This window comes from Arthrobacter sp. C2 (assembly GCA_024207135.1).
Classification (GTDB): Bacteria; Actinomycetota; Actinomycetes; order Actinomycetales; family Micrococcaceae; genus Paeniglutamicibacter.
The window spans coordinates 2,642,005-2,658,159 of sequence record CP042428.1 but is presented as its reverse complement, the minus strand read 5'-3'; the positions used below and the strand labels follow the sequence as shown (position 1 = coordinate 2,658,159).

Annotated in this window: 13 protein-coding genes; all 13 read left to right on the top strand. The window is 66.1% G+C overall.

Annotated features, from left to right (window positions below):
- Window positions 1-53: 53 nt before the first annotated feature.
- A complete protein-coding gene (locus FPY90_RS12390) occupies window positions 54-1,910 on the top strand; it encodes a PEP-utilizing enzyme (RefSeq protein WP_498681309.1) in 1,857 nt (618 codons plus the stop codon).
- Window positions 1,910-3,019, top strand: a complete 1,110-nt coding sequence (locus tag FPY90_RS12385; protein ID WP_498681307.1) for a PEP/pyruvate-binding domain-containing protein — start codon at window positions 1,910-1,912, stop codon at window positions 3,017-3,019. Before FPY90_RS12390 ends, FPY90_RS12385 begins: the two co-directional genes overlap by 1 nt.
- A gap of 2 nt (window positions 3,020-3,021) precedes the next feature.
- On the top strand, window positions 3,022-3,546 hold the full coding sequence (gene accB, locus FPY90_RS12380; protein ID WP_498681305.1) for an acetyl-CoA carboxylase biotin carboxyl carrier protein: 525 nt from the start codon (window positions 3,022-3,024) through the stop codon (window positions 3,544-3,546).
- On the top strand, window positions 3,543-4,955 hold the full coding sequence (locus FPY90_RS12375; protein ID WP_498681304.1) for an acetyl-CoA carboxylase biotin carboxylase subunit: 1,413 nt from the start codon (window positions 3,543-3,545) through the stop codon (window positions 4,953-4,955). Before accB ends, FPY90_RS12375 begins: the two co-directional genes overlap by 4 nt.
- A complete protein-coding gene (locus FPY90_RS12370) occupies window positions 4,948-6,534 on the top strand; it encodes a hydroxymethylglutaryl-CoA lyase-like TIM-barrel protein (protein WP_498681302.1) in 1,587 nt (528 codons plus the stop codon). Before FPY90_RS12375 ends, FPY90_RS12370 begins: the two co-directional genes overlap by 8 nt.
- A complete protein-coding gene (locus tag FPY90_RS12365) occupies window positions 6,531-7,493 on the top strand; it encodes an HAD-IIA family hydrolase (RefSeq protein WP_498681301.1) in 963 nt (320 codons plus the stop codon). The genes FPY90_RS12370 and FPY90_RS12365 overlap by 4 nt, the downstream gene beginning before the upstream one ends.
- Window positions 7,490-9,517: an acetoacetate--CoA ligase gene (locus FPY90_RS12360; protein WP_498681299.1), complete on the top strand. Its 2,028-nt coding sequence runs from the start codon at window positions 7,490-7,492 to the stop codon at window positions 9,515-9,517. The genes FPY90_RS12365 and FPY90_RS12360 overlap by 4 nt, the downstream gene beginning before the upstream one ends.
- 11 nt (window positions 9,518-9,528) lie before the next feature.
- Window positions 9,529-10,347 carry an IclR family transcriptional regulator gene (locus FPY90_RS12355; RefSeq protein ID WP_498681297.1) on the top strand — a complete coding sequence of 273 codons (819 nt, stop codon included), beginning with the start codon at window positions 9,529-9,531 and terminating at the stop codon, window positions 10,345-10,347.
- Between the two features lie 184 nt (window positions 10,348-10,531).
- Window positions 10,532-11,827, top strand: a complete 1,296-nt coding sequence (locus tag FPY90_RS12350; RefSeq protein WP_498681296.1) for a cytochrome P450 — start codon at window positions 10,532-10,534, stop codon at window positions 11,825-11,827.
- 17 nt (window positions 11,828-11,844) lie between these two features.
- Window positions 11,845-12,963 carry a PEP/pyruvate-binding domain-containing protein gene (locus FPY90_RS12345; protein ID WP_498681293.1) on the top strand — a complete coding sequence of 373 codons (1,119 nt, stop codon included), beginning with the start codon at window positions 11,845-11,847 and terminating at the stop codon, window positions 12,961-12,963.
- A gap of 67 nt (window positions 12,964-13,030) precedes the next feature.
- The gene (locus FPY90_RS12340) at window positions 13,031-14,938 is read left to right on the top strand and encodes a PEP-utilizing enzyme (RefSeq protein WP_498681292.1); all 1,908 of its coding nucleotides are present in this window, start codon (window positions 13,031-13,033) and stop codon (window positions 14,936-14,938) included.
- The gene (locus tag FPY90_RS12335; protein WP_498681291.1) at window positions 14,931-15,695 is read left to right on the top strand and encodes an SDR family NAD(P)-dependent oxidoreductase; all 765 of its coding nucleotides are present in this window, start codon (window positions 14,931-14,933) and stop codon (window positions 15,693-15,695) included. Before FPY90_RS12340 ends, FPY90_RS12335 begins: the two co-directional genes overlap by 8 nt.
- A 49-nt stretch (window positions 15,696-15,744) precedes the next feature.
- Complete coding sequence (locus tag FPY90_RS12330) at window positions 15,745-16,065, top strand: 2Fe-2S iron-sulfur cluster-binding protein (RefSeq protein ID WP_498681289.1); 321 nt, start codon at window positions 15,745-15,747, stop codon at window positions 16,063-16,065.
- Window positions 16,066-16,155: the final 90 nt, after the last annotated feature.

Genomic DNA, 16,155 nt, shown 5'->3' with positions numbered 1-16,155 from the left:
CCAGCCATCCAGCCGAGCGGTGCCGGTTCCATTCCGAATCCAAGGAGCTCCTCATGCCAAGCCATGCAACGGATCAATTGTCCGCTCTCAAAGCAAGCTTTCCAGACCCGTACGACATCGAGACACCCGAGGGCGCCGAAGGCTGGGAGGATATGTACTCCTACCACAACCGTTTTCTCGAGGCCCGTCGTGACGAGGATTCGAAGAGGACCTGGTTCCGCAACTCACTGCACTTCCCCGAAGTCTCCTACCCCTTCGACCACGCCGTCATCGACGGGTCGTTCACCGGAACCGGCGTGACAAATACCCGGGTCTTCGCCCTGCCACCGGCCTTGGGCCTGGATGTTCGCGTCATCAACGGGTACACCTACATGTCCGCGCTGGACTCCCCGGACGAAGAGACACAAGCCCGGCGTGCCGGAGAATTTGCCCAGCGTGCCGGCTACTACTTCAAGAACTGGGACGCCCTCTACGATGAGTGGGAAACCCGCGTCACGGACGCCATCAAGGGCGTTTATGAGATCGAGGTCCCGGAACTCAGCGAGTTCGAAGCCCTTGAAAGGGTCACCGAGGACCGGGGCCCCACACAGGGAAACCTGCTGCTGGCCGGATACCACCGACTGCTTGAAGCAGGGGACCAGATCTGGACCTTGCATTCCGAATTCCTGAATCTTGGTTACGCCGCCTACCTGCAATTCCTCACGCTGTGCAAGGGGCACTTCCCGGAAATCGGCGACCAGACCATCTCACGCATGGTCTCCGGCATCGATGTCCTGCTGTTCCGTCCCGATGACGAGTTGCGCAACCTGGCCCGCAAGGCCGAGGAACTTGGCGTTTCCGACGCGGTGAAGGCCTGCTCTTCCGAGGACGAGCTGCGGGCGAACCTCACCGATGAGGCGGGTCTGGCCTGGCTCGCCGCCCTCGATACGGCCAAGGATCCCTGGTTCAACTTCTCCAACGGATCGGGCATGTACCACTCCCACCGGAGCTGGGTCGATGACATGGCGCTGCCGCTGCAGGGCATCGGAGACTACATCGACCAGCTCCGTGCCGGCAACGACCTCACCCGCCCCCTGGACAAGCTCCAGGCTGAACGCGACGAGATCACCGCAAACTACCGCGAGTTGCTGGACGAGGATGACCGGGAGGCCTTCGACGAGACCCTCGGGTTGGCACGCACGGTGTTCCCCTACGTCGAAAACCACAACTTCTATGTCGAGCACTGGTTCCTCACCGGATTCTGGAACAAGGTGCGGGAATTCAGCGCCAAGTTCGTTGAATGGGGCTTCTGGAACGACATCGAAGACATTTTCTTCCTGCGCCGCGCAGAGGTCGAGGAAGCGATCTACGACCTGCAGATGGCATGGGGCGCAGGTGGCACCCCGCAGGGCGGCTTCCACTGGCCGCCCATCATTGCCCGCCGCCGCGAGATCTACCGTGCACTCAGTGCCTGGTCCCCACCGCCGGCACTCGGCCCGGTCCCGGGCGAGGTCAACGAGCCGCTGACCATTATGCTCTGGGGCATCACCCCCGAAACCGTTGACAGGTGGCTCGCCGCCCAGGCGGGCGAGGGTGATTCCAAGGTCCTGACCGGCTTCGCCGGCTCGCCCGGTGTGGCCGAGGGACGGGCCCGCGTGGTCATGCGGCCCGACGAGTTGGATACGGTCCAGGACGGGGAAATCCTCGTCGCCCCGGTCACGAGCCCCAGCTGGACACCCGTGTTCGGCCGCATCCGCGGCTCAGTCTCGGACATTGGCGGCATCATGTGCCACGCGGCGATCGTCTCGCGCGAATACGGGTTGCCCGCCGTCGTCGGAGTCGGCTTCGGCACCTCAACCATCAAAACTGGCCAGCTGATCCGCGTCGACGGCGACGCCGGCACCGTCACCATTCTGGAGGAAGAGAACTGATGCCACGCTACGTACGTCCCTTTGCCGAATTGCGGGCCGGCGACCGCGAAACGGTGGGCGGCAAGTGTGCCAGCCTCGGCGAAATGGTCGGAGCAGGGCTCCCCGTCCCGGACGGCTTTGCCGTCACCGTCGACGCCTTCGAGGACTTTCGCGATGGCTCCGGCCTTCGCTCACGGCTGCAGGACCTGGTCCAGGGAATGCAGGACGCCGGCCCCCAGGAACTCCAGCGGGCCCACGAGAAGGCCATCGAGCTGATCCTGCACCATCCAATGCCCCAGGACATGGAACGGGAAATCACCGAGGGCTACAACGCCTTGGCGGCCCAGACTGCCGCTCGGCGCGGCCTCACCGGGCCGGACGCCGCAATGATCCCCGTGGCCGTCCGCTCATCGGCCACCGACGAGGACGGAGATGCCGCCAGCTTCGCCGGCCAGCAGGAAACCTTCCTGTGGGTCAGCGGCGCCGAAACGGTGCTCGAGAAGATCCGCGAATGCTGGGCCAGCCTCTACACCCCGCAGGCCATCTCCTACCGGTCCACCATGGACGCAGCCGAGGGCGCAGCCTCATCGCGCATCTCGGTGGCCATCCAACTGATGGCCGCTGCCGACGTCGCCGGGGTGACCTTCACGGTCAGCCCCATTTCCGGGGACCGCTCCGTGGTCGCCATCAATGCCAGCTACGGACTGGGCCAGTCGGTGGTCTCCGGCGAAGTGACCCCGGATGAATACTGGCTCTCCAAGATCGGCCCGGTCATCAAGGAAACGCGGATCGCCGAGAAAGCCCAGGAATACGTCCCCAACGCCGGCTCCAACGGCATTGAACTGCGCGAGGTGGATGCCGAACGCCGCAGCCGGGCATGCCTGAGCGAGGAAGAAGTGCTCCAGCTGGCACGGATCGCCATCGACGTCGAAAAGCACTACGGACAACCCCAAGACATCGAATGGGCACTTGAACGGCATGCGGATGGCACCAGCCAAATCATGCTCCTGCAATCGCGCCCCGAGACGAACTGGAAAAAACGCAAGGAAGAACACAACGCCCGCACGAAAGACAAGTCCGCGGCATCCGCGCTGCTGGGCTTCATCTCATCGGCTTCGAAAGGATCCTAATCATGGCAGAGAACTCCCGTCCCTCCTGGGACGACCTGGTGCAACTGATCACCGAACTCGACGGTTCCGACTTCGACAATGTCGCAGTCGACTACGACGGCATCTCCGTGCGCATGTCCCGCGGCGATCTGCCCGTCGAGGCGGCCGCGCAGCCTGTTCCCGTTGCCCCGGCCGCAGCTGTGCAACCCGCGCCCGCGCCGGCGGCGTTGGTGCAGCCGGAACCATCCGCGCCGGCAACTCCGGCAACTCCGGCAGCTCCGGCAGCGCCCGCGGCGCCCCAGGGCACAGCCGTGACATCCCCGATGCTGGGAATCTTCTTCCGTAGCCCTGCCCCTGGTGAAGCGCCGTTTGTCTCAGTGGGAGACACCGTCACAGCCGATTCGGTCATCGGCATCATCGAGGTCATGAAGCTGATGAACCCGGTCCATGCAGGGGTTGCCGGAACCGTCTCCGCCATCGCGGCGAAGGACGCCGAGGCAGTGGAATACGGACAGGACCTGCTGTTCATTGCCCCGGAGGCCTCATGAGCCAGCAGCAGGGCGGCGCGAAACCGGCCGCCATCCCCACCGTGCTGGTGGCAAACCGCGGTGAGATCGCCGTGCGCGTCATCGAGGCCGCCCACCGCATCGGGGCACGCGCCGTGCTTGCGGTCAGCGCGGCCGACCGCAATTCCCTGGGGGCAGCGCTCGCCGACCAGGTCGTTGTCATCGGCCCCGCCCAGGCATCGCAGTCCTACCTGCGTCCCGAACTGATCGCGCAGGCAGCGATCCAGGTCGGAGCGGACGTGGTCCACCCGGGTTACGGATTTCTCAGCGAACAGCCCGAGCTCACCGAACTGCTGGAAGCAGAAGGCATCGCCTTCGCCGGCCCGCGCGCCGAGACGCTGCGGGCAGTGGGCGACAAGTCCAGCGCCCGCAAGGTGGCAGTTGCGGCGGGAACCCCGGTGGCCGTGGCGGCACCCGTTGCCGACCCCCATAACGCGGAGCAGCTGCGCTCCCTGGGTGCCGAGGTGGGCTATCCGTTGCTGGTCAAGGCCGTCTACGGGGGAGGGGGGCGCGGCATCCGCCTGGCCCCCGACGCCGAGTCCCTGGTGTCTCTGGCCCCGCAGGCCGCGGCCGAGGCCATCGCGGCCTTTGGCAACGGCGAACTCTACCTCGAGCGCTACTACGCCGCAGCCCGCCACGTGGAGGTGCAGGTGTTCGGGGACGGGGAAGGCAACGCGTTGATCTTCGGCGACCGCGATTGCTCGGTGCAGCGCCGCCACCAGAAGCTGGTCGAGGAATGCCCGGCCCCCGGACTCTCCGCCGAACGCCGCAAGATCCTGCACGACTCCTCCCGCGCGTTGGTCCGCGAATTGCGCTACCGCGGGGCGGGCACCGTCGAGTTCATGGTCGACACCCAATCGGAGGACGTGATCTTCCTCGAGGTCAACGCCCGCATCCAGGTCGAGCACCCGGTCACCGAAGAAGCATTCGGTGTCGATTTGGTGGCAGCCCAGCTGCGCCTGGCCCTGGGGATGGACCCGGAACTGCCCGAGGTCCCGCCGGTGCCACCGACCACGGCGATCGAGGTCCGCATCAACGCCGAGGACCCGCTGCTGGACTTCCGCCCGTCACCCGGGCACATCAACACCGTCACCTGGCCGCGCGGGCCCGGGATCAGGGTGGACACCCACCTGCGGGATGACTACTCGTTCCCGCCGTTCTACGACAGCCTGATGGGCAAGCTCATCGTGCGGGCACACAACCGCGAGGCGGCGGTTCAGGCGCTCGCCTCGGCCGTGGCGCGCACCCGCATCGACGGGGTGAAAACCACGCTGCCGATGCACGAATTTGTCTTGAACCATCCGGACTTCCGCGCCGGTTCCATGCCCACCACGTGGTTCGGGCCCGTGTGGGAGACCCACTTGAAGGATAGGACGCAGCCAGATGACTGAACAACCGAGCACCGATTCCACCGGCCGGGCGCCGGTTCGCTTCGTCGACACCTCGCTGCGGGACGGCAACCAGTCGCTGTGGGGGGCCACCGGCCTGACCACGGGCATGGTCGAGGCCGTGGGTGAGGACCTGGCCCTGATCGGCCTGGAAGCCATCGACTTCACCAGTTCCACCAACCTGCTGATGGGTTCCAAGACCCACCTCGAGGATCCGTGGGAGCGGATTTCGCGCATGCATGCGGTGACCGGACGCACGCCGCTCTCGGCCATCACCACGGGCATGCGTTTCATGTCCTGGGACCGCGCCTCGGAGACCGTCATGCGCCTCTCCTTGCGCTTGATGGCCAAGCACGGACTGGCACGGCTGCAGATCGCCGATCCGATGAACGACGTCGACGCGGTGCGCACCATCGCCAGGTGGGCCAAGGAAGAGGGCATCACCCACGTCGTGGCAGCCACGACGTTCACCGAATCGCCCCTGCACACCGACGACACCTATGTGGAAGCGGCCCGCGCGTTCGCCAAGGACTCGAACATCGACGCGGTCTACCTCAAGGACCCCGGCGGACTGCTGACCTATGAGCGCACCGGGCACCTGATCCCGGCGCTGCGCGAGGTGGTGGTGGGCAAGACGCTGGAACTGCACAGCCACTGCACCACCGGGGAGGCACCGCAGGTCTACATGCTCGCCGCGCAACTGGGCGTGGACGTGCTGCACACCGGTATCGGGGCACTGGCCAACGGCACCGCCCAGCCCGAGATGCTCTCGGTCATGGACAACCTCGACGCCCTGGGCATCCCCTATGCGGCGGACCGCGCCGCCGTCGAGCGCGCCGCGGCAACCATCGCCCGGATCGCCGAAGCGCAGCAGCTGCCCGCCGGCCAAACCATGCCCTTTGACCTGTCGCCCCACGCCCACCAGGTCCCCGGCGGCATGATGGGCACCCTGAAACGGCAACTAAAGGAATTGCGGATCGAGGACGACCTGCCCGCGGTGATCGCCGAGACCGGGACGGTGCGCGCCGAACTCGGGTACCCGATCATGGTGACCCCGTTCAGCCAGTTCGTCGGCAGCCAGGCATTGATGAACGTGCTGGCCGCCAAGTCCGGGCAGGAACGCTACAGCCGCATCCCCGACGAGGTCGTCAGGTTCGTGCTGGGGCACTTCGGCACGCCGGTCGGCGAGATCGACCCGTCGATCCGCGCAAGGGTCAACGCCTTGCCCCGGGCCAGGGAACTGAAGATGGACCCCGCCCACGACCGCCCGCTCGAGGAACTGCGCGCCGACCAGCAGCGCAAGCTCGGCCGCGACGTCGCGGACGAGGAGCTGCTCCTGCGCCTGGTCATGGCCCCGGACCTGCTTGACGCCGTGCGCGCCGCGGGCCCGGCTCCCGCGTGGGAACCAGCGGGCAAGCGCGCCGCAGCCGCCGGCCCGGTGCTGAACCTGGGCGATGCGATCCGCGCGGTCAACACCCTGCCGAACTGGAAGTCGCTGGATATCCGCCGCGGCAACCAGCACCTGAGGCTGCAACGCCGCAACGACGCGGGCAACCCACAATCCCCCGGGGGAACAACATGAGCACCAGAACCACGACAGGAACCAAGGCCCCGGGAAACCCGGCCCGCACCGGCGCCGCGGTGGCCCCGGAGCTGGCCAAGCGCCTGGCCCGGGTCCACGGGGTGATGTTCGACATCGACGGCTGCCTGCTGCTGGCCGATCAGCCCAGCGGCTACGGCGGCACGGTCCTGCCCGGTGCCCTCGAAGCCCTCGAAGCGGTGCGGGCCACCGGACGGAACTTCGTCTGCTTCACCAACGGCTCTTTCCAGACCCCCTCCGCGATCGCCACCACCCTGCGCGAACTCGGACTGGAGGTGCGCGATGACCAGGTCATGACTCCCGCCGTGGTCGCGGCCGAGACCATGGCCACCCGCTATCCCGGCGGACGCGTCATGGTCTTCGGCGGCGAGGGCGTCACCGAGCCCTTCGCGGCGCGCGGGGTCCAGATGGTGGATCAGGACCAGGCGCTCGCCGGCCGCGCCGGAGAGGTGGCCGCCGTGGTGGTCGGCTGGGACATCGAGTTCGGCCGGGAGAAGATCGTGGCAGCAGCGGAGGCGGTGCTGGCCGGCGCCGAGCTCTACACCACCTCGGCTGCGCCGACCTTTGCCTCCCATGAACGCCTCAACGTCGGGGTCTCCGGATTCATCGCCGCGGGGCTGACACACGTGACGGGCAGGCCCTACAAGGTCCTGGGCAAGCCCTCCGCGGAGGCCTTTGGTGCCATTTGCTCCCGGACCGGCGCACAGCCCGAAGAAATACTAGTGGTCGGCGACGACCTGCGGATGGAGGCCGGAATGGCCCGGGCACATGGGGCCCTGGGGGTCCTGATGACCACCGGCACCAACTCCCGCGAGGATGCAGGCGAAGCCGGCGTCGAGCAAACCCCGGATCTCATCCTCGACTCGCTCGAGGAATTGGCAGCATTGCTGCAGGAACATGGGGCTCCGATGCCCGCACCCACCGACGAGGAGACCCCGTGAGCACCGCAAACGCAGCATCGATGGCCCAGCGACCTGCCGTCACCTGGCACCCCGCGCCCGAGCAGGTTCGAAATGCCCGGCTGAGTGACTTCATGCGCTGGGTCGAGGCCAGGCACGAGGTGTCCCTCAATGACTACCGGGATATCTGGAATTGGTCGGTCACCGAGCTTTCCGACTTCTGGGACGGCGTGCGGGAATACTTCGGCATCCTCGGGGAAGGCTTCGAGGGCCCGGCGCTCGCGGAGGAAAGGATGCCGGGAGCCGTGTGGTACCCCAACGCGCGGTTGAACTTCGCCGAGAACCTCCTGCGCCATGCCAAGGACCCGCAATTGCGCGATGCCCCGGCAATCCTTGAGGTGGGCGAGGACGACTCCCGGCGGGACATCAGCTGGTCCCAGCTCGCCGGGCGCGTGGGCGCCCTGGCCAAGCACCTGCGCGATCTCGGCGTGGGTCCCGGGGACCGCGTCGCCGCGGTGCTTCCCAACATCCCCGAGGCGATCATCGGCCTGCTCGCCGCGGCCTCCATCGGTGCGGTATGGACCATCAACTCCCCGGACCTTTCCGCCCAGGCCACCCTGGACCGGCTGGCGCAGCTGGAGCCGACGGTCCTCATCGGGGCGGACGGCTACCGTTTCAACGGCAAGGAATTCGACCGCCTGGAACACCTCGCCGAAGTCCGCGCCGGGCTGCCCAGCGTTCGGCACACGATCCTGGTGAAGAAACTGAACCCGGACCTGGCCGCCGGCGACGTGGCCTTCGAACACGGGGACTTCGCACAGCTGACCGGCACCGCAGTTGAACCGGAATTCCTCCGGGTGCCGTTCGGCCACCCGCTGTGGATCCTGTTCTCCTCCGGAACCACCGGGGCCCCGAAGGGCATCATCCACGGCCATGGCGGCATGACCCTGGAGGCCTCGAAGGGCTGCGGGCTCAACCAGGACATGGGCCCGGGCGACCTCTATTACGTCGCGGCCAACACGTCCTGGATGGTGTGGAACACCCTGGTGAACAACCTGATGGTCGGGGCCTCGGTGATCACCTACGCAGGGTCGCCCACCTACGGGCGCGCGGATAGGCAATTCCAGATCCTCGCGACCAACGGAGCCACCATGTTTGCCACCGGGGCCGCCTACCTGGCCCTGGCGCAAAAGGCCGAGACCCACCCGGGTCGGGACTGGGACCTGTCCAGGCTCCGGGCCATCCTCTCCACCGGGTCACCGCTGCCGGAAACCACCTGGCAATGGGTGCACGACGAGGTCAAGGCCGACGTGCACCTGGGATCCGACACCGGGGGCACGGACATCTGCTCCGGATTCATCGGATCCAACCCGCTGGATCCGGTGTACCTGGGGTACCTGCAGGGACCATTGCTCGGGGTGGCCGTCCAGGCCTGGAACGAGGCTGGAGAGCCGGCCGTCGGCGAGGTCGGCGAGCTCGTGGTTTCCCGCCCCATGCCGTCGATGCCCGTGGGGTTCTGGAACGACACCGACGGCTCCCGCTACCGGCGTTCCTATTTCGAGAAATTCCCCGGCGCCTGGACCCAGGGCGACTGGATCACGCAGTCGCCCTGGGGCGGTTTCGTGGTCCATGGCCGCTCCGACGCCACCCTCAACAGGGCAGGCGTGCGCCTGGGAAGCGCGGACATCTACGCCGCGGTGCAACAGGTTCCGGAGGTGGCCGATTCCCTGGTCATCGGCGTCGAGGAGTCCGGCGGCGGATACTACATGCCGCTGTTTGTCGTGCTCAAGGACGACGCCACGCTGGGGCCGGAGCTGTCCGAGCGCATCGGAAAGACGATCAGGTCGGTGACCAGCGCCCGCCATGTGCCCGATGCGGTGATCCAGGCACCTGCCCTGCCGGTGACGCATGCCGGGAAGAAGATCGAGATCCCCATCAAGCGGCTTTTCCTGGGCCACGACCCGGACGATGTCATCAACCTCGGATCCCTGGCCAATCCCGATAGCCTTGAATGGTTCATCGGGCAGGCGTCGGGGTATCGATCATTGATCGCCGCAGGGAAATAGGAGGCGCCTCGATGGCTGGGGGAAGCCGCGAAGCGGGTCGTTCGGTCACGGACAAGGTCCTGTCCGTGTTGACGGCGTTCGAATCCGAACGCCGTCCCCTGGCGCTGACCGAGATTGCCGCGATCGCTGGCATCCCGGTCAGTACCGCCCACCGCCTGGTCGGCGAGCTCACCGAGTGGCAGCTGATCTCCCGGACGTCCAACGGCCGGTACCAGCTGGGACTGCGGATCTGGGAACTGGCCCAGAATGTCGGGCGTCAGTTGCGGGACACCGCCAAGCCCTTTGTCCAGGACGTGTTTTCCCTGTCGCGGGAGACCTCCCACATCGCGATCAGGGACGGCAATGAGGTCCTCTACATCGAGCGTGTCTACGACAGCCGCCGGGTCCCGCAATCCGCCGGCACGGGCGGGCGCCTGCCCATGCACACCACCGCCGTCGGCAAGGTCCTGCTCGCCTACGAAGAGCCCTGGGTCCGCACCGCCTATCTGGGCCTGGATCTGCAGCGTGCGACCGACCGGACCATCACCGGCGCCCGGGAACTGGCGGCCGAGCTGGACCTGACCCGAGCCCGCGGTTATGCCACGACCCATGGCGAGCAGAGTCCGGGGACCTGTTCGATCGCCGTTCCGGTCTTCCACACCGGGCGGATCGGGGCCGCGCTGGGAATCGTGGTGCCGGCCGAACGCTCCGAGACCATGACCAAGCACCTTCCGGTGCTCAAGGCCGTCAGCTCCAGGCTTGAGGCCGCCACCGCGCGCATCCCGTTGGAGACGTTGATCAAGGCCCACCACGGCGACCCGCCGAAGGACACCGAGTCCGCCGGTTCGTGAAGCGGGGAAACGTCCGAAACAAGTGGTTTCCACTGAGTGAAAAATCCGATGGCGTGAGGTGGATCACCCGGCCTACGATGGTTGTCAAGCCCATCGAGTGATCCACCTCACAGTTTGCACGAAGGCCACGGAAAGACCAAAGCGCACAGCGCGAAGGCACCGGCGGCCACGGACAGGAGACGACATGACCAGCGAGTCAACCAGCACCACCGCAGCAGCAGAAGGCAAATGCCCCCATGGGCACGGCGAGGCGGCGGACACCGCGGATCACCACGGCTACCAGCCCTTCGACCAGAAGAACCCTTTCCCGGCATACGCCGAACTGCGTCGCGAGGCCCCGATCTTTTTCGACGAGCGGACCAACCTGTGGGTCGTCGCCCGGTATGACGACGCCAAGGCCGTATTCGATGACTGGGAGACCTTTTCTTCCCAGAATGCCCAGGCCCCAATCCGCGAACGCGGTCCCCAGGCCAAGAAGATCATGGAGGAGGGCGGCTTCACCGCCTACTCCGGCCTCTCGGCACGCATCCCCCCGGAGCACACCCGCATCCGCGCCATCGCCCAAAAGGCGTTCACCCCGCGTCGTTACAAGGTGCTGGAGCCGTTCATCCGCGAAAACGTGGTCTCCCGGCTGGAGGCCATGCTGGCCCGCGAGGAGCACAGGGGGGACATGTTCAGGGATCTTGCCTACGAGATCCCGACCATCACCATCCTCACACTCATTGGCGCGGACCTGTCGATGCTGGACACCTACAAGCGCTGGAGTGATTCCCGGGCGGCCATGACCTGGGGCAACCTCAGCGACGAGGAGCAGGTGCCACATGCCCACAACCTCGTGGAGTACTGGCAGGAGTGCCAACGACTCGTGGCTGAGGCCAAGGAAAACGGCGGCGACAACCTCACCGCCGACATCGTCAGGGCCCAGGCCGAGGGGGCGGAGATCTCCGACCACGAGATCTCCTCGCTGCTCTACTCGCTGCTCTTCGCCGGCCACGAGACCACCACCACGCTGATTGCCAACTGCTTCCGCATTCTCCCGACCCACCGTGACCAGTGGGAAGCACTGGCCGAGGATCCGAAGAAGATCCCCGGTGCCATCGACGAGGTCCTGCGCTACGCCGGATCCATTGTCGCCTGGCGCCGCCTGGCCACCCGGGACGCCGAGATCGCCGGCCAGAAAATCAAGAAGGGCGAGGGCATCCTGCTCCTTCAGGGCTCAGCCAACCGGGACGAAGATCGCTTCGAAGGCGGCGAAGAATTCGACATCGCCCGGCCCAACGCCCGCGAGCACCTCTCCTTCGGGTTCGGCATCCACTACTGCCTGGGCAACATGCTCGCCAAGCTGCAGGCAAGGATCTGCCTCGAGGAAGCCCTGAGAATGGTTCCCTCCTTGCGGGTGGCCGAAGGCGCCGAGATCCCCTTCCGTGAAAATCTTTCCTTCCGCGTCCCGGAGACCGTCCCGGTCACCTGGAACGCCTGAATCGAACGGGAAACACCATGTCACCCGAACTGAACCCCTACATCCAGGCCTTCGACGAACCCCGCGCCCCGGAACTCGAGACCCTCGGCGGCAAGGGTGCCTCGCTGGTATCCATGACGGCTGTCGGGATGCCTGTGCCCCCGGGATTCGTGGTCACCACCGCGTCCTTTGACGCGTTCGTGGAAGAAGCCGGCATCGCCCAGGAAATCGCCACGCTGTTGGCGGACATCGATGCCGACAACATGACAGAGGTGGACCGGGTCGCCGCGGCCATCCGCGAGGACTTGTGCAGCCGCCCCGTCCCCGCCTTGGTCCGCACTGCCGTGGTCCAGGCCTACGCCGCCCTCATGGAGCAGTGCGGTGCAGAGGTTCCCGTTGCGGTGCGGTCCTCCGCCACAGCAGAAGACCTGCCCGATGCCTCCTTCGCCGGCCAGCAGGACACCTACCTGTGGCTGACGGGCTTGCCGGCGGTCACCGAGCACATCCGCAAATGCTGGGCCTCGCTCTACACCGCGCGGGCCATCATCTACCGCCTGAAGAACAACATCCCCAATGCGGGACTTTCGATGGCGGTGGTCATCCAGAAGATGGTCAACGCCCGCGTGGCAGGGGTTGCCATCACCATGAACCCGGCCAGCGGTGACAGGTCAAAGATCACCATCGACTCCTCCTGGGGCGTCGGCGAGATGGTCGTCTCCGGCCTGGTCACCCCGGACAACATCATGCTCGACAAGGTCACCCTCCAGGTGGTTTCCGAATACATCGGGGACAAGCATGCGGAACTCGTTCCCGATGCGGTCTCGGGCGCCCTCATCGAACGCGAAGTGCCTGCCGAACGGGCCGAAATCCGGTCCCTGACCGACGACGAGCTCAGGGCAGTGGCGCAGATGGCCAAGCGCGCCGAAAAGCACTACAAATGCCCGCAGGACATCGAGTGGGCCCTGGACGCAGACCTGCCGGACGGCGAAAACCTGCTGTTGCTGCAGTCCCGCCCCGAAACGGTGCACTCGCACGGAACCTCAGGCCAAAAGTCGGCCGCTCCAGGAACCCCGACGCAGGAAGGCAAAACGACCACGCCGGCCACCGGCTTCGATCTCAGCTCGATCACCAGTTCATTGATGGGACCCGGGAAGTAATTCCGGGCCACCCACCAGCCACTCGCAAGACCGGCTTGGGCCGGTCCCCACCCCAGTTGGAGCAACCATGATCAAGAAGTCCTTCCCGAAGCCCTCCGAGCTGCCGGTTCCCGCCGGAGCCGAAGGCTGGGAAAAGCTCTATCCCTATTACCTCGTCTTCCAGGACAAGCTCAAGGCCGTGGAGGACGAGAAGTTCTGGTTCTGCGATTCGCAGCACTGGCCCACCGTTTTCAAGCCGTTCGAGACCGTCGGCACCGAGTTCGCCTCGAAGTGCCTGGGGCAGTACAACGCCCGGCACCTGATGATCCCCACGGCCAACGGGATCGACTTCCGCATCCACCTGGGCTACCTGTACTTTTCCCCGCTTCCGGTCCCCGAGGACCAGATCGCCGCCCGCGTGCCCGAGTTCCAGGCCCGCGTCGGGCACTACTTCCAGAACTGGGACTCCCTGCTGACCCAGTGGAAGACCAAGGTCCTGGGCACCATCGATGAAATGGAATCCCTTCAGTTCAACCCGCTGCCGGACATGGTCCCCATGGAAGACATCCTCTCCGGCAAGGGGAAGGACGGCTCCGAGGTGCTGCTGGAAAACTACGACCGGCTGATCCAGCTCTGCTACCAGAACTGGCAGTACCACTTCGAGTTCCTGAATCTGGGCTACATCGCCTACCTGGACTTCTTCAACTACTGCAAGGAAATTTTCCCGGACATCCCCGACCAGTCGATCGCCATGATGGTCCAGGGCGTGGACATGGAACTGTTCCGCCCGGATGACGAACTCAAGGACCTCGCCACGCTGGCAGTTGAATTGGGCCTTCAATCCCACTTCGGCAACACCGACGACGTCGAGGGCACCCTGGCCGCGATCGCTGCCGCCCATGGCGGGCAGCGCTGGATGGGCCGCTGGGCCGAGGCCCAGGACCCGTGGTTCAACTTCACCGTGGGCAACGGCTTCTACGGGCATGACAAGTACTGGAACGAATACCTCAACATCCCGCTGGGGTACATCGCCGACTACATCGGCCGGATCGAGCAGGGACAGACGATCATGCGTCCCAAGGCGGAACTGATCGCCGAGAAGGATCGGATTGTCGAGGAATACCGCGAATTGCTGGAGGGCGAAACACTTGCAACCTTCAATGCCAAGCTAGGGCTGGCCGCAACTGCCTACCCGTACGTGGAAAACCACAATTTCTACATCGAACACTGGACCATGGGCGTCTTCTGGCGCAAGATCCGCCAGCTTTCCCGCATGCTGCACGGCTACGGCTTCTGGGAAAACGAGGACGACCTGCTGTACCTGGGCCGCAACGAGGTTCGCGACGTGCTCTTCGACCTCGTATCCTCCTGGGGCGTCGGCAACCCGGAAGGTCCCACGGGTACGCACATCTGGCCGGAAATCATCGCCGAACGCACCGCTTTGGTGGACGCGCTGAAATCCGCCCGCCCGGCCCCGGCGCTGAACACCCCGCCGCAGGCGATCACCGAACCGTTCACCCGGATGCTTTGGGGCATCACCACCGAACAGGTGGAGTCCTGGTTGGGTGTGGGCGAGGACGGTTCCGAGGGCGTGCTCAAGGGCATGGCCGCTTCCCCGGGCATCGTCGAGGGTGTGGCCCGTGTCATCATGGACGCCGACGACCTGGCCGAGATCCGGCAGGACGAGATTCTCGTCGCCCCGGTCACCGCCCCGTCCTGGGGCCCGATCTTCGGCAAGATCAAGGCCACCGTCACGGACATCGGCGGGATGATGAGCCACGCGGCCATCGTCTGCCGCGAGTACGGGCTGCCGGCCGTCACCGGCACCGGAAGTGCCTCCACCACCATCAAGACCGGGCAGCGCTTGCGCGTGGACGGCAACAAGGGCACCGTGTTGATCCTTGACGGCGAGAACGCCGCGGTCCTGGTTCAGGGCCCCGGCGCCCACAGCCACCACGAGCATGCAACCCCCGAGGAGAGCCCGACCCATGCCTGAGTCGACTATGCCCCAGCCCCCGCGCACCGTCCTGGTCACCGGTGCCGCAGGTGGCCTGGGCAGGGCCATTGCCGAAGGCTTTGCCGCAGCGGGGGACCGGGTGGCCATCGCCGACATCAACTTCGACGGGGCCCAGGCCACGGCCGAGGCCATCCGCGGAACCGGGGCCGACGCCCGCGCCTTCAAGGTCGATGTCACGGACCTGGCCTCCGTCACCGAACTTGCGGCCGGAGTCGCGGAGTTCGGGAACGGAAGCATCGATGTGGTGGTCAACAACGCCGCCATCTACGCGACCATCAAGCGTTCCCCCTTCGAGCAGATCGACCCGGACGAGTGGGACCTGGTCATGGGCGTCAACCTCAAGGGGCCCTGGCTGGTGACGCGGGCCGCCAGCCCGTATCTGCCCGACGGTGGGCGCGTGGTGAACCTTGCAAGCGCGACGATCTTCTCCGGCTCCGCCGAATGGGCCCACTACGTGGCGTCCAAGGGCGGGGTGGTGGCGCTCTCCCGCGTGCTTGCCAAGGAACTCGGCGCCCGGAACATCACCGTCAATGCGTTGGCTCCCGGCTTCACCCTGACCGAGGCCAGCTACGGCCACATGGACAACGCCGAGACCTACGGCGTGGACCGCGGGTCAATCAAGCGGGCCAGCCAGCCCGAGGACATGGTCGGGGCGGCACTGTTCCTGGCGTCCCGCGGCGCCGGCTACATCACGGGCCAAACGCTCGTGGTGGACGGCGGACGCCAGTTCATCTAGTCCCGGCACCTTAACAGCGCCAGCCAGCCACAACTTCGAGGAGGACCACATGCCGGTCATTCACTACACGGACCACGACGGAAAGACCGTCGACATCAACGCCAAGACCGGGGACTCCGTCATGGAGACCGCCGTGCGAAACGGCGTGGACGGGATCGTCGCCGAATGCGGCGGCTCCCTCTCCTGCGCCACCTGCCACGTCTTCGTCCGCGAGGACCAGCTGGGCGAGCTGCCGGAGATGGAAGAGATGGAAGACGAGATGCTCTACGGAACGTCCGTGGACCGCGAGGAGAACTCACGGCTCTCTTGCCAGATCAAGGTGACCGAGGACATGGACCTGTACGTCACCACCCCCGAGACGCAGACCTAACGCACCCGGACCGCAGCCAGGCGTCGCCTGGCCGCGGCCCGCCACCAACACCAGCCCCGGCCGACCGGCCGACCCGATCCAGGAGCGAGA

Bases quoted from the DNA above. Each gene is read 5' to 3' on its own strand.
- FPY90_RS12390 (WP_498681309.1), top strand. From the start codon at position 54: ATGCCAAGCCATGCAACGGATCAATTGTCCGCTCTCAAAGCAAGCTTT.
- FPY90_RS12385 (WP_498681307.1), top strand. From the start codon at position 1,910: ATGCCACGCTACGTACGTCCCTTTGCCGAATTGCGGGCCGGCGACCGC.
- accB (WP_498681305.1), top strand. From the start codon at position 3,022: ATGGCAGAGAACTCCCGTCCCTCCTGGGACGACCTGGTGCAACTGATC.
- FPY90_RS12375 (WP_498681304.1), top strand. From the start codon at position 3,543: ATGAGCCAGCAGCAGGGCGGCGCGAAACCGGCCGCCATCCCCACCGTG.
- FPY90_RS12370 (WP_498681302.1), top strand. From the start codon at position 4,948: ATGACTGAACAACCGAGCACCGATTCCACCGGCCGGGCGCCGGTTCGC.
- FPY90_RS12365 (WP_498681301.1), top strand. From the start codon at position 6,531: ATGAGCACCAGAACCACGACAGGAACCAAGGCCCCGGGAAACCCGGCC.
- FPY90_RS12355 (WP_498681297.1), top strand. From the start codon at position 9,529: ATGGCTGGGGGAAGCCGCGAAGCGGGTCGTTCGGTCACGGACAAGGTC.
- FPY90_RS12350 (WP_498681296.1), top strand. From the start codon at position 10,532: ATGACCAGCGAGTCAACCAGCACCACCGCAGCAGCAGAAGGCAAATGC.
- FPY90_RS12345 (WP_498681293.1), top strand. From the start codon at position 11,845: ATGTCACCCGAACTGAACCCCTACATCCAGGCCTTCGACGAACCCCGC.
- FPY90_RS12340 (WP_498681292.1), top strand. From the start codon at position 13,031: ATGATCAAGAAGTCCTTCCCGAAGCCCTCCGAGCTGCCGGTTCCCGCC.
- FPY90_RS12335 (WP_498681291.1), top strand. From the start codon at position 14,931: ATGCCTGAGTCGACTATGCCCCAGCCCCCGCGCACCGTCCTGGTCACC.
- FPY90_RS12330 (WP_498681289.1), top strand. From the start codon at position 15,745: ATGCCGGTCATTCACTACACGGACCACGACGGAAAGACCGTCGACATC.